A 12545-nucleotide genomic window follows, 5' to 3' on the forward strand; every position below is an offset into this window, starting at 1 on the left:
GGTGGGCGGCTACTTTCCGTGCCGGTCGTCGTAACGGTCGTACGCGTCCACGATGCGGCCGACGAGCTTGTGCCGCACCACGTCCTGCGAGGTGAGGCGCGCGAAGTGCACGTCGTCCACGCCGTCGAGGATCTCCTGGACCTGCCGCAGGCCGCTCTTGGTGCCGCCGGGCAGGTCGACCTGCGTGACGTCGCCCGTGATGACGATCCTGGACTCGAACCCGAGGCGGGTGAGGAACATCTTCATCTGCTCGGGGTTCGTGTTCTGCGCCTCGTCGAGGATGATGAACGCGTCGTTCAGCGTCCGGCCGCGCATGTACGCCAGCGGCGCGACCTCGATCGTCCCCGCACTGAGGAGGCGGGGGATGGAGTCGGGGTCGAGCATGTCGTGCAGCGCGTCGTAGAGGGGCCGCAGGTAGGGGTCGATCTTCTCGTAGAGCGTGCCCGGCAGGAAGCCGAGGCGCTCGCCGGCCTCGACGGCGGGCCGGGTGAGGATGATGCGGTTGACCTGCTTCGACTGGAGGGCCTGGACGGCCTTCGCCATGGCGAGGTAGGTCTTGCCGGTGCCGGCCGGGCCGATGCCGAAGACGATCGTGTGGGTGTCGATCGCGTCGACGTACCGCTTCTGGTTGAGGGTCTTCGGGCGGATGGTCTTGCCGCGGTTGGAGAGGATGTTCTGCGTGAGGACCTGGGCGGGGCTCGCGCCCTCGCCCTCGCCGGAGCCGCGCAGCATGGCGATGGAGCGTTCCACCGCGTCCTCGGTGAGCGGCTGGCCGGTGCGCAGGACGAGCATCATCTCGTCGAAGAGGCGCTGGACCAGGGCGACCTCGGCGCGGTCGCCGGTGGCGCTGATCTCGTTGCCCCTGACGTGGATGTCGGTGGCGGGGAAGGCGTCCTCGATGACGCGCAGCAGCGCGTCCCCCGAACCGAGCACCGTGACCATGGGGTGCTTGGCGGGCACGGTGAACCGCGCGGTCGCCTCGGCGGCACCTGCCGCCGGCTGGTGTGTGGGTGTCTGGGTCATGGGTGGCCGCGGGACCGGCCTGCTCATCCCTCTCTGCACTGGACTGCCGGGCCTCCAGGGTACGACGCGGCGCCCGGACCGCCACAGGGAATACGGGGCGAACGGCCGCCGCCGCCCCGGACGTCGGCCCAGGCCCCGCCGTCTTGACACACGGCTTGACCCACGGCCGGGCGGGCAGGGCGTCAGCCGCGGAAGCCGAGAGTGGGGACGGCACGGCGGCGCGGCCAGGCCGGGGCGGGTCCCGGCAGCAGGGAGGCGAGGAACGCGTACCGCTCCCGCTCGCGCCCGAACGGCCCGGCGCCGGCGTCCGGCCCGGCCGACCGCACCAGCCGCCACCACGCGGCGACCTCGCCCCAGCCGGGCGCGGACAGCGACCCGCCGAACTCCTGGACGGACAGCGCCGCCGTGAGGCCGGCCAGGGCCAGCCGGTCGGCCAGCGGCCAGCCGGCGAGCGTGCCCGTGACGAAGCCGGCGGTGAACACGTCGCCGGCGCCGGTGGTGTCCAGGGCGTCCACCACGATCGCGGGGACCTCGGCGATCTCGCCGGTCCGGCCGTCGGCGGCGACCGCGCCGTCGGCGCCCATGGTGACGACGGCGAGCGGCACCCGCTCCGTCAGGGCGCGGGCCGCCGCGGCCGGGCTGTCGGTGCGGGTGTAGCGCATGGCCTCGGCCGCGTTCGGCAGGAACGCCTCGCAGTGCGCCAGGTCGGGCAGGGCGGCCAGGTCCCAGGCGCCGGTGTCGTCCCACCCGACGTCGGCGAAGACCAGGCTGCCCGCGCGGGCGGCCTCGCCGATCCACTCCTGGGGGCGCCCCGGCGTCAGCGAGGCGACGCAGGAGCGGGCGGGCGGCGGGCCGCCGGCGCCGAGCGGCGTGCCCGCGGGGGCGGCCGGGGCGTCGTGCCCGTGGGTGACCATGGTGCGCTCGCCCTCGTACGCCATGGAGACGGTCACCGGGGAGTGCCAGCCGGGGACCACGCCGGAGCGCGACAGGTCGATGCCCTCGCCGCGCTCCAGCGTCTCCCAGCAGTACTCGCCGTACTTGTCGTCGCCGAACGCGGCGGCCAGCGACGTGCGCAGGCCGAGGCGCGCGAGGGCCGTCGCCATGTTGGCGACACCGCCGGGGCTGGAGCCCATACCGCTCGCCCACGTCTCGCTGCCGCGCTCGGGCGCGGCGCGCAGGCCGGTGAAGACGATGTCGAGGAAGACGGTGCCGGTGAGGAAGACGTCGAACGGCGGCCCGTCCGGCGTCCTGACGGCGGCGAGCGGGTCGATCCCGCGGCACGGGCGCCGCCGGTCGGCGGCCGGCGGGTGGTCGGCGTTCCTGTCGGTCACCGTCTCTCCTGCGGTAGCTTCCGGCTCATGAGGCTTGTGATCATCGGCGGCGGTGGGTTCCGCGTACCCCTGGTATACAGGGCGCTTCTGACAGGCGGTCCCGATCGGCCCGGCGGTCGCCCGGACGAGGTGGTGCTGCACGACACGGACCCGGCGCGGGCCGGGGTGATCGCCGCGGTGCTCGCGGAGCTGGCGGCGGGGGTGCCGGGCGCGCCGCGCGTCCGGGTCGCGGAGGGCCTGGACGACGCGCTGCGCGGCGCGGACTTCGTGTTCTGCGCGATGCGGGTCGGCGGCACGGCGGGCCGCATCGCGGACGAGCGGGGGCCGCTGGCCGAGGGCCTGCTCGGGCAGGAGACGGTGGGCGCCGGCGGTGTCCTGTACGGGCTGCGGACGGTGCCCGAGGCCCTGCGGATCGCCGAACGGGTGGCCGCGGTCGCGCCGGACGCGTGGGTCATCAACTTCACCAACCCGGCGGGCATGGTCACCGAGGCCATGTCGGGTGTGCTGGGGCACCGGGTCATCGGCATCTGCGACTCGCCGGTGGGTCTGGTGCGGCGTGCCGCGCGGGCGGCGGGCGCGGACCCGGACGAGGTGGCGTTCGCCTATGTCGGGCTGAACCACCTCGGGTGGCTGCTGTCGCTCACGCACCGGGGGAACGACCTGCTGCCGGGGCTGCTCGCGGACGACGCGGCGCTGGCGTCGTTCGAGGAGGGCCGGCTGTTCGGCGGCTCCCTGCTGCGGGCGCTGGGGTCGCTGCCCAACGAGTACCTGCACTACTACTACTTCGCGCGGGAGACGCGGGCGGCCGCGGGCTCGGCGGAACGGACGCGCGGGGAGTTCCTGGACCGGCAGCAGGGCGCGTTCTTCGCCGCGGCGGCGCACGAGCCGGGGCGCGCGCTGGAGTTGTGGGAGCGTGCGCGCCGGGAGCGGGAGGAGACGTACGGCGCGGAGGCGCGCGCCGCCGGGGGTGACACCCGGCCGCGCGACGCGGCCGATCTCGAGGGTGGCGGGTACGAGCATGTCGCGCTGGCGCTGATGCGGGCCATCGCCGGGGACCGCAGGACCCGGCTCGTCCTCAACGTCCGCAACGGCGGCACGGTCCCCGCGCTGCCGGTCCAGTCCATCGTGGAGACGGTGTGCGAGGTGGACGGCCAGGGCGCGCACCCGGTGCCGTGCGTGATGCCGGGGCTCGGCGAGACGGGCCTGATGCTCCAGGTCAAGGCCGTGGAGCGGGCCACGATCGACGCGGCGGTCACCCGTTCGCGTGACGCCGCGCTGCGCGCGCTGGCGCTGCACCCCCTGGTCGACTCGGTCACGGCGGCGGACCGCCTCCTGACCCGCGCCGGCTTCCGCTGACGCGGGCGTCCGGCGAACGCGCCACCACTCGGCCGATGGTCCCGCTCCGGTACGTCGGGAGCGGGACCGCGCACCCACGGCGGCCGTGACCGGCCTCAGTCGAGCACCATCGCCGTCGCCAGGGCGGGTCCCAGGGCGCCGCCCATCAGGTAGACGAGGGTGAAAAGACCGAGGGCGGTGGCGCGTTCGCGCCCGGGGACGGACGAGGCGGCCTCGGCGCCCTGGATCCCGTTGGCAGAGGTCGCCGTGAAGACGGCTGCGCCGATGGCGAGGAGCAGTGCGACCGCCCCGTGAGCGAGGGCGGCCGTGAGCGCGGCCAGCGCGCCCGCCGTGAGCAGGACCGCGCGTATCGCGTTCCGGCTCATGCGGGCCGCGTGCGCGGCGAAGGCCAGGGTGAGCGCCGAGCCGGCGAGCATGGCCGTCATCTGGCCCGTCGCCACCGCGCCGGCCGACCAGCCCGCCCGGTCGCCCAGCAGGTCCGGGATCGCGTAGAGCAGGGTGAAGTACGACGTGGACAGGCCGATGGTGACGAGGACTGCGCCACGGAACCGGGGGGAGCGCAGGGCGACCGCCGGGACGGAGCCCTCCGGGCGGCGTCGGACGTGTACGGCCAGCAGGATCGTGGCGAGTACCGCCGGCACCATGGCGGGCAACGGGTTCGACGGCAGCAGGACGAGTCCGCCGGACAGCACGGCCAGCAGGACCGCGCCCCGGGTGTCGAAGCGCTCCTCCGGGGGCCGCGCGTGCCGGGCGCCGCGGCTCACCGCGGGCACGGCCAGGAGTGTGACCGCGAGGACGGACAGCGCGGCCCGCCAGGAGATCGCGCCGGTCAGATGCTGGCCGAGCAGCGGTCCCACCGCGCCCAGCATCCCGGACCCAGCGCTGATCACGCCCATCCGGCGGACGGTGCCCGCCAGGTTCAGCGCGACGGCCATCATGCCCGCGCCGCCCGCGGCCTGCGCGACACGGCCGGCCAGGGTGAGCGGCAGCCACGGGGACGTGGCGACCACCAGGGTGCCGGCGAGCACGAGCGCGGCTCCCAGCCACAGCGCCGGGCGGGTGCCGCGCCGGCGGATCAGCGCGCCCATCAGCGGTGTGGCGACGGCCAGGGCGAGCGCCGACAGGGTGACCAGCCACGACGCGGTCTCCGTGGACACCCCGAGCGACCGGCTCATGTCGCCGAGGATCAGGACCGGCGCGTTGTTGGCCGCGGCCACCGGAGTGGCCAGCAACGCCAGCCAGAGGACGGGGATCCGCGGGACGGCCTCACCGTGCCCGGCCGGCAGGCGCCGGCCGGGCGTGTCCGATCCGACTCCGGCCGTGCTGTCGGTGGCGCTCATACGGCGGTCACGACCTCGTCGTAGCTGAGCCTCGGCAGCCGCGGGAACCAGGCGTCGGGGCCCGGGCGGCCTATGTTGACGACCATCAGCGGGACGTGGTCCTCGTCCAGGAACTCCTTGCGCAGCCCTTCGGCGTCGTAGCCGGTCATCGGCCCCGCCGCGAGCCCGGCCGCCCGGACGCCGATCAGGAAGTACGCGGCCTGCAGGGCGCCGTTCAGCGCGGCGGTCCGCTCACGCACCGGCCGTTCGGAGAAGTACGCGTCCTTCGCCTGCGGGGCATGGGGCACCAGCCGGGGCAGCTCCTCGTGGAACTCGTGGTCGGTGGCGAGCAGCGCGACCAGCGGAGCCGACCCGGTCTTGGCGCGGTTCCCCTCGTCCATGTGCGGCAGCAGCCGTGCGCGCGCCTCGGGCGTGCGGATGAGGACGACGCGCAAGGGGGCCGTGTTGAACGCGGTCGGACCGTACTTGACCAGGTCGTAGACGGCCCGCATCTGCGCGTCGGACACCGGCTCGGCGGTGAACGTGTTCGCGGTGCGGGCCGTGCGGAAGAGGAGGTCCTGGGCGGCGGGATCGAGCAGCAGGGGCATCGTGGGGCTCCAGACAGGCGGGCGACCGAGCAAATATTTCAATACTAGGTCTCTTAACGTTGAAGGAGATCACTCTTGCCCTTTCAACGTCAAGTCTCTTAAGGTGAAATCAATTGAGCGCAGGAGGAGGTCCGTACGTGGCCGATGCGGTGGATCTGATCGTCGGGCAGTGGCGCGAGGAACGGCCGGACCTGTCCGCCGCGCTGGAACCGATGGAGGTGATGGGGCGCATCCAGCGGATGCAGCGCGTCCACGAGCAGCACTTCAGGAAGCTGCGCGACGCGTTCGGCCTCGCCATGGGCGAGATCGACATGCTCTTCACGCTGCGCCGCTCAGGGCCGCCCTACACGCTCACGGCCGGCGCCTTCCTCAAGGCGGCCATGGTGACCGCGGGCGCCGTCACGAACCGGATCGACCGCCTGGAGGACAAGGGCCTGGTCGAGCGGGTGCGCGAGAGCGCCGACCGGCGTTCCGTGCAGATCCGCCTCACCGAGCACGGCAAGGCTGTCGCGGACGACATGATCACGACACATCTGCGGGAGTACGAGCGGATCCTCTCGGCGCTCGGCGCGCGGCAGCGCGAGCAGATCGCCTCGGGACTGCGCGCGATCCTCGAAGCACACGACGACACCACCCTCGCCTGACCGCCGACCGCACGTGCGGGATCAGCGGCGGGGCGGTACCGGGACGCGTGCCAGGTCCTCCGCGACGGTGAGGTCGCCGTCGTAGCCGGCCTCGCGGGCCTCCCGCGCGAACGCCCCGGGGTCCGTGTAGCGCTGCGAGAAGTGCGTCAGCACCAGGTGCCGCACGCCGGACTCGCTCGCCACGCGGGCCGCCTGGCCCGCCGTCAGGTGGCCGTACTCCCTGGCCAGCGCCTCGTCGGCGGCCAGGAAGGTGGACTCGATGACCAGCAGGTCGCAGCCTTCGGCCAGCGCCCACACGCCGTCGCACAGCCGCGTGTCCATGACGAACGCGAACCGCTGGCCCGGCCGCGTCTCGCTGACCTCCGCCAGGGTGACGCCGCGCAGACTGCCCGCGCGGCCCAGCCGGCCCACGTCCGGGCCCGCGATGCCGTGCGCCGCGAGCCGGTCCGGCAGCATGCGGACGCCGTCCGGCTCGGTGAGCCGGTAGCCGAAGCACTCGACGGGGTGGGACAGCCGGTGCGCGGTGAGCGTGAAGCCGGCGATGCCGCTGACGGCCTGCGGCCCCTCCTCCGTGACCGGGGCCGGAACGACCTCGGCCGTCTCGTGGTACGGGGTGGCGTACCGCAGGCGGTCGAGGAACTCCCGGCCGCTCGCCGGGTGGTGGATCGGCACGGGGTGCGGGACGCGGTCGAGGTTGATGCGCTGGATCACCCCGGCGAGGCCGAGCGCGTGGTCGCCGTGGAAGTGGGTGACGCACACGCGGGTGAGGGAGGTCGCGGTGACCCCGGCGAGGGTCATCTGCCGCTGCGTGCCCTCGCCCGGGTCGAAGAGGATCGTCTCGCCGTCCCAGCGCAGGGCGTAGCCGTTGTGGTTGCGGTGCCGGGTCGGTACCTGGCTGGCGGTGCCGAGGACCACCAGTTCGCGGGCGGACACGGGCGCCGTGCACCCTTCCTGCGGATCGCGTACATACGGGCGCGGGCAGCGCTAGTGCCGCGTCAGGCAAGGTTCGCCCCGTCGCGTCGCCCGGCACGGCACCTCGCTGCGTTGCCGAATCGCGCGAATACGACGGGTATGAGCTTCGATCCGGCGCCTTGCGATGCACCGCACCGGACGCCGCTCCTTGACGGGCAAACCTTGCCTGACGCGGCACTAGTCAGCCGGGAGGCCACTCCAGGCCGCGTCCGCCGAGCACGTGCGCGTGGACGTGGAAGACGGTCTGCCCGGCGCCGCTGCCCGTGTTGAACACGACGCGGTAGCCGGTGCCCTCGATCCCGTCGCCTGCGGCGATCTCGCGGGCCTCGCGCATCATCACGGCCAGGACGTCGGGCGCGGCCTCGGCGAGGGCGGCGGCGTTCGGGTGGTGGGCGCGGGGGATCACGAGGACGTGCGTCGGTGCCTGCGGGTTGATGTCGCGGAAGGCGACGGTGGTGTCCGTCTCGCGGACGACGGTGGCGGGGACGTCACCGGCCACGATCTTGCAGAACAGGCAGTCGGCCTGCGGTTCTCCCGCCATCGGGTGCACGCCCTCCTCGGCGTCGGCGTCCGGAACGTTCTGCCGGGGATGCTACCGCCTGCCGACGGCGTCCCCCGGGGGAGGACGCCGTCGGGCGGCCGTCAGGACGCGGCGGCCGGGGACGGGGTGATGACGCGGCCGGCGCGGTGCGGGGTGAGGGCGCCGTCGAGGAGGGCGGCGACGCCGTTCACCAGCACCGTCGAGAAGCCCGTGGAGAGCTGCCACGGCTCCTCGTACGTCGCGCGGTCGGTCACCGTCGCCGCGTCGAACACGGCGATGTCGGCCGCCGCCCCGACCCGCAGCACGCCCCGGTCCGCCGCCCGGATGCGCGCGGCGGGCAGGGACGTCATCCGCCGCACCGCCTCCTCCAGCGGGAGCACGCCCCGCTCCCTGACGTACCGGCCCAGGACGCGGGAGAACGTGCCGAAGCTGCGCGGGTGCGGGCGGCCGGTGCGTTCGGCCGTCATCACCCAGCCGTCGCTGGCGACCGACACCCACGGGTGCCGCAGCACCGTCTCGACGTCCGCCTCGCTCATCGCGTGGTTGACGATGCCGACGCCGAGGCGGTGGTGCTCCAGCACCCGCAGCGCCGCCTCCGCCGGGTCGGTGCCCTCGGCGCGGCCGATGTCCGCGAGGGAGCGGCCGACGCTGCCGCTGTAGCGGCCCTCGGGGAGCGCGGCGATGACGACGCCCTCCGGGTCGATGTCGCGGCCGAACCGCGCCCGCAGCTCGGCCGCGATCTTCTCCCTGACCGGCGGGTCGGCGAGCCGGGCGAGTGTCGGCTCCACGCCGCCGTCGACGGCCCAGGCGGGCAGGCGGGACACGAGGCCGGTGCTCGACGCGGTGTACGGGTACACGTCGGCGGTGACGTCGACGCCGCGCTCGCGTGCGGCGTCGATCAGGGCGAGCGCCTCGGTGACGGCGCCGTGGTTCTCCGGCCCCATGGCCTTCAGGTGGGAGATCTCCAGGCGGGCGCCGCCGGCCTCGGCGGCGCCGATCGCCTCGCGCACGGCGTCGATGACGTGGAACGTCTCGTTCCGTATGTGTGTGGAGTAGAGCAGCCCGGCGGACGCGGCGGCGGCGACCAGCGCCCGCACCTCCTCGGGCGACGCGAACACGCCGGGCATGTAGATCAGGCCGGTGGAGAACCCGACCGCGCCCTGCCGGGCGGCCTGCGTGACGAGGTCGCACATGCGGCGCAGTTCGTCCTCGTTCGGCGGGCGGTCGTCCATGCCGAGGACGGCGAGGCGGATCGCGTTGTGCCCGACCTGGAGGGCGAGGTTCACGGCCGGGGCGACGCGCGTCATGGCCTCCCCGAAGCCGGCCGCGTCCCGCCACGTCCAGCTCAGCGCCGAGCCGTCCAGCACGCCGGAGCGCGGGCGTGTCCCGTCGGCGTCGAGCGGGAACGGCGAGTGCCCGCAGTTGCCGGTGACGAGGGTGGTGACGCCCTGCGTGATCTGCGTGTCGGCGCCCGGGTCGGGTTCGACGGCGAAGTCGGCGTGCGAGTGCAGGTCGATGAAGCCGGGGGTGACGGTCTGCCCGGTCGCGTCGATCTCGCGCCGCCCGGTCAGGCGGCCGGGGGACAGCGCGGAGATCCGGCCGCCCGTGACGCCCACCGACAGCCGGCGGCCCGGGGTCCCGGTGCCGTCGACGACCGTGCCGCCGTTGATGACGATGTCGTGGTCGGTCATGTGAGCCTCCCCGTCAGACCGTCTCGCCGAACAGGATCGCCGCGTACATCAGGCAGGCGGGGACCAGGACGAGGAAACCGGTGAGCATCATGTTGTTGAGCCGGTCGGAGCGGGCCAGGCCCATGGCGCCGACCATGTTGGCGTTGGGGAAGGGCCCGTACGTGTCGGCCTTCGACGCGAAGAGCAGCACGATCACCCACGCCCCCGCGCCGACACCGACGTCGGCGGCCAGCCCTCCGAAGACCTGGTCGAGGAGCACGACCTGCGCGGCCGTCGCGCCCGGCACGCCGACCCAGCCCAGCAGGCCGATGACCAGGGCGAACAGGAACGGCGGCATCCCGCCGAGGTCGTCGCCCCAGGTGTCGAGGACGACCTGGAACGGCGCGAGGTCGTCCACCACCTTGAACAGGGCCGCCAGCAGCCAGAACAGCAGGAACACGTCCACGAGCCGCGCCGCGCCCCGGTAGACCGTCCGCGCAGCCTCGGTCGGCGTCATCCCGCCGGCCAGGGCCGCCGCCACGCCCATCACCGGCAGCGCGAGCAGCGGGAACGCCGTGCCGGCCTCGGCCATCACCGCGTACACGACGCTCGCGACCAGGACCAGCGCGAACACGGCGGTCGCCCGCCTGCTGCGGCCGTCGGGCACGGCGTCCTCGGAGTCGCCGGTGATCTCCTCGTCGTGGAGGTCGCCGGTGCCCTCGGTGCGCCGCTGCATCCAGGGCACGATGAGCAGGCCGGCGACGACGGACAGGACGGCGAGCGGCCCGGCGCCGTGGATCAGGTAGGTGAGGTAGCCGACGTCGGCGGCGTCCATGATCGCGACGTTGGACCCGGCGAACGGCGCGAGGGCGAGCCCCGCGCAGCCGCCGATGAACATCATGGCGGCCGTCGCCGACCGCGTGAACCCGAGCCGCGCCACGATGGGCAGCAGCAGGGGCGCGGCGATGGCCAGGGCGCCGGCGAGGGTGCCGAGGCTCGCGACGAGCAGCAGACAGGACAGCATGACGCCGAGCGTCACGGCGGTGCGGTTCCGCTCGCCGACGACGCGCATCACGCCGCGCACGATCGTGGCCGCGACGCCGGTGGCGCGCAGGACCTCGCCGACTCCGGCGCCGAGCATGATGATGAGGCCGATCATCGTCACCTGGTCGGCGAGGGACGCGCCGAGCATGTCGGCCGTCGCGCTCGGGCTCGGGTGGACGATCAGCAGCGCCGACACGATGGCCACGACGGTGGCGACCATGATGTCCATGCCGAGCAGGGCCAGGACGGCGTACAGCACGATCGGGACGAGGCCCCACAGGGTGGGGGCGTCGACGAACGGGCCGAGTACGGCCGACAGGACGAGTCCGGCGGCGGCGCAGACGGCGACCGCCCGGCGGCGGACGGCCGTACGTCCCGAGGGGGCGGGGGCGGGCCCTGGCGTGCCGGCCGGTGCGGTGGGCGGCCGGCCTGCGGGGACGAGATCCACGTCGCTCATGGGGTGTTCCTTCGGTGCGTGTGCTTGGTGCTGTGCGGTGGGGCTGTCGTTCGTTCCGTGCTTCCGTACGGCGGCGGGTGCGGGTGCCGGGGCGGGTGGGCCGGTCAGCCGGCGGGGACGGCGGCCTCCGTGCTCGGGCCGGTGGGGGTGGTGGTGCGGGCGAGGATGTCGGCGACGGTCTGGGCGGTGCGGAGGGTCTCGAAGACGGGCTCCGTGCCGTCGCCGCCGCCCCTGGCTCCGTGAACGGCCGGCTCGGGCAGGCTGTTGTACTGGAACGGGGTGGAGAAGTAGTAGGCGCCGGTGTCGAGGACGGCGACGAGGTCGCCCGGTTCGAGGAGGGGCACCTCGCAGCCGTGGGCGAGGACGTCGCCGGCGAAGCAGCAGGGTCCCGCGATGTCCTGGGCGGTGGCGGGGCCGTCCTTCGCGGCGCCGGTCGCGTCGTGTGCGGTGACCCGCAGCGGCCAGGACGCGGGCGCGAACACGGTGCGGGTGGCGACCTGCGCGCCGGCGTGGGTGATGGCGATGGGACGGCCGCCGGCGCTCTTCGTGTACTCGACGTAGGCGGCGATGAAGCCGTTCTTGGCGAGCAGGGACCGGCCGAACTCGGTCGTGATCGCGTAGCCGCCGGTGAAGAGGCCCGGCGCGTGGCGGCGGAGCTGCCCGACGTACTCGTCGTAGGTGGGGGTCACGGTGTCCCCGCCGAAGTTGACGGGCAGGCCGCCGCCGATGTCGATGCCGGTGACCTGCCGGCGGCCGGCCGTGGCGTTCACGGCGTCGGCGAACGCGACGGCCCGCGCGACCGCCTGGGCGATCAGCTCCAGCGGCACGCCCTGCGACCCGGCGTGGACGTGGACCTGGGTGAGGTAGGGGCGCTCGCGGTACAGGCGCAGAAGGCGTTCCTCGTTGCCCTCGTCGCGGAGCGGGATGCCGAACTTCGAGGTGGCGGTGGCGGTGCTCATCGCGGCGATGGACCCGGTCCCGACCTGCGGGTTGACGCGGACCCCGAGCCGCGAGGCGGAGGGGGTGGGGCGGTTGGCGAGGAGGGCGTCGATGCGCTCCAGTTCCTGGAAGTTGTCGGCGTTGACGGCGATGCCGAGGTCCAGGGCGTGGGTCAGCTCGGCGGTCGTCTTGGCCGGGGAGTCGAACACGATCCGCTCGGGCGCGAAGCCGGCGGCCAGGGCCTGGGCGAGTTCGCCGGGGCTGGCCACCTCGCAGCCCATGCCGAGGGCGCGCAGCTCGGCCAGGACGGGCACGAGGCTGTTCGCCTTGGCGGCGAAGGTGTGCAGGACGGTCACGGACGACGGGAAGGCGTGGTGGAGCGAGGCGACGCTCGCCGCCACGCCGTCGAGGTCGATGAATCCGGCGAGCAGGGCGTCCTCGGGGTCGAGGAGCCGTTGCCGCACGGCCGCGCGCAGGATGTCCTCGCGCCGCCGCGTCGTTTCGGAGTCGTTCACACCGCACCTTCCGGCTGGTCATGGCTTGGTTCGTGGGGTGCTTCATGCTGCACGCGGCCGGTCGGCCGCGTCTTCATACGGCCCCACGGTTTTCCCCGCGCCGGGCCGTACGGCGGCCCAACGGCC

General features: G+C 74.2%; 11 protein-coding genes. 2 read left to right on the plus strand and 9 right to left on the minus strand.

Going from position 1 to position 12545, the window contains the following annotated elements; translation table 11 throughout:
- Positions 1–9: 9 nt before the first annotated feature.
- Together EMA09_RS07545 and EMA09_RS07550 are read right to left on the minus strand one after the other, a co-directional pair.
- Positions 10–1023: a PhoH family protein gene (locus EMA09_RS07545; protein ID WP_129840104.1), complete on the minus strand. Its 1014-nt coding sequence runs from the start codon at positions 1021–1023 to the stop codon at positions 10–12.
- Positions 1024–1205: 182 nt separating this feature from the next.
- Positions 1206–2354: a PfkB family carbohydrate kinase gene (locus EMA09_RS07550; protein ID WP_129840106.1), complete on the minus strand. Its 1149-nt coding sequence runs from the start codon at positions 2352–2354 to the stop codon at positions 1206–1208.
- 27 nt (positions 2355–2381) lie between these two features.
- Here EMA09_RS07550 and EMA09_RS07555 point away from each other — a divergent pair, with 27 nt between their 5' ends.
- Positions 2382–3710, plus strand: coding sequence for a 6-phospho-beta-glucosidase (locus tag EMA09_RS07555; protein ID WP_129840108.1), 1329 nt, complete (start codon positions 2382–2384; stop codon positions 3708–3710).
- A gap of 95 nt (positions 3711–3805) precedes the next feature.
- Here EMA09_RS07555 and EMA09_RS07560 read toward each other — a convergent pair whose 3' ends face one another.
- Positions 3806–5050 carry an MFS transporter gene (locus EMA09_RS07560; RefSeq protein WP_129840110.1) on the minus strand — a complete coding sequence of 415 codons (1245 nt, stop codon included), beginning with the start codon at positions 5048–5050 and terminating at the stop codon, positions 3806–3808.
- Complete coding sequence (locus EMA09_RS07565) at positions 5047–5637, minus strand: malonic semialdehyde reductase (protein WP_129840112.1); 591 nt, start codon at positions 5635–5637, stop codon at positions 5047–5049. The genes EMA09_RS07560 and EMA09_RS07565 overlap by 4 nt, the downstream gene beginning before the upstream one ends.
- 137 nt (positions 5638–5774) lie before the next feature.
- Here EMA09_RS07565 and EMA09_RS07570 point away from each other — a divergent pair, with 137 nt between their 5' ends.
- Complete coding sequence (locus EMA09_RS07570) at positions 5775–6281, plus strand: MarR family transcriptional regulator (RefSeq protein ID WP_129840114.1); 507 nt, start codon at positions 5775–5777, stop codon at positions 6279–6281.
- A 21-nt stretch (positions 6282–6302) separates the two neighbouring features.
- Here EMA09_RS07570 and EMA09_RS07575 read toward each other — a convergent pair whose 3' ends face one another.
- The 5 genes from EMA09_RS07575 to EMA09_RS07595 form a co-directional block, all read right to left on the minus strand.
- Positions 6303–7214 carry a ribonuclease Z gene (locus EMA09_RS07575; RefSeq protein ID WP_129840116.1) on the minus strand — a complete coding sequence of 304 codons (912 nt, stop codon included), beginning with the start codon at positions 7212–7214 and terminating at the stop codon, positions 6303–6305.
- Positions 7215–7434: 220 nt separating this feature from the next.
- Complete coding sequence (locus EMA09_RS07580; protein ID WP_129840118.1) at positions 7435–7794, minus strand: histidine triad nucleotide-binding protein; 360 nt, start codon at positions 7792–7794, stop codon at positions 7435–7437.
- 101 nt (positions 7795–7895) lie between these two features.
- On the minus strand, positions 7896–9485 hold the full coding sequence (locus tag EMA09_RS07585; protein ID WP_129840120.1) for a D-aminoacylase: 1590 nt from the start codon (positions 9483–9485) through the stop codon (positions 7896–7898).
- 13 nt (positions 9486–9498) lie between these two features.
- Positions 9499–10965 (minus strand): Na+/H+ antiporter NhaC family protein, encoded by a 1467-nt coding sequence (locus EMA09_RS07590; protein WP_129840122.1) that lies wholly within the window; start codon positions 10963–10965, stop codon positions 9499–9501.
- Positions 10966–11069: 104 nt separating this feature from the next.
- The gene (locus EMA09_RS07595; RefSeq protein ID WP_240796287.1) at positions 11070–12419 is read right to left on the minus strand and encodes a diaminopimelate decarboxylase; all 1350 of its coding nucleotides are present in this window, start codon (positions 12417–12419) and stop codon (positions 11070–11072) included.
- Positions 12420–12545: the final 126 nt, after the last annotated feature.

Origin of the sequence: Streptomyces sp. RFCAC02, from assembly GCF_004193175.1 — a bacterium.
Lineage (GTDB): Bacteria > Actinomycetota > Actinomycetes > Streptomycetales > Streptomycetaceae > Streptomyces.

What these genes read in the sequence shown, in the direction of transcription:
- EMA09_RS07545 (WP_129840104.1), bottom strand. Translation starts at nt 1,023, where the DNA reads ATGACCCAGACACCCACACACCAGCCGGCGGCAGGTGCCGCCGAGGCG.
- EMA09_RS07555 (WP_129840108.1), top strand. Translation starts at nt 2,382, where the DNA reads ATGAGGCTTGTGATCATCGGCGGCGGTGGGTTCCGCGTACCCCTGGTA.
- EMA09_RS07560 (WP_129840110.1), bottom strand. Translation starts at nt 5,050, where the DNA reads ATGAGCGCCACCGACAGCACGGCCGGAGTCGGATCGGACACGCCCGGC.
- EMA09_RS07565 (WP_129840112.1), bottom strand. Translation starts at nt 5,637, where the DNA reads ATGCCCCTGCTGCTCGATCCCGCCGCCCAGGACCTCCTCTTCCGCACG.
- EMA09_RS07580 (WP_129840118.1), bottom strand. Translation starts at nt 7,794, where the DNA reads ATGGCGGGAGAACCGCAGGCCGACTGCCTGTTCTGCAAGATCGTGGCC.
- EMA09_RS07585 (WP_129840120.1), bottom strand. Translation starts at nt 9,485, where the DNA reads ATGACCGACCACGACATCGTCATCAACGGCGGCACGGTCGTCGACGGC.
- EMA09_RS07590 (WP_129840122.1), bottom strand. Translation starts at nt 10,965, where the DNA reads ATGAGCGACGTGGATCTCGTCCCCGCAGGCCGGCCGCCCACCGCACCG.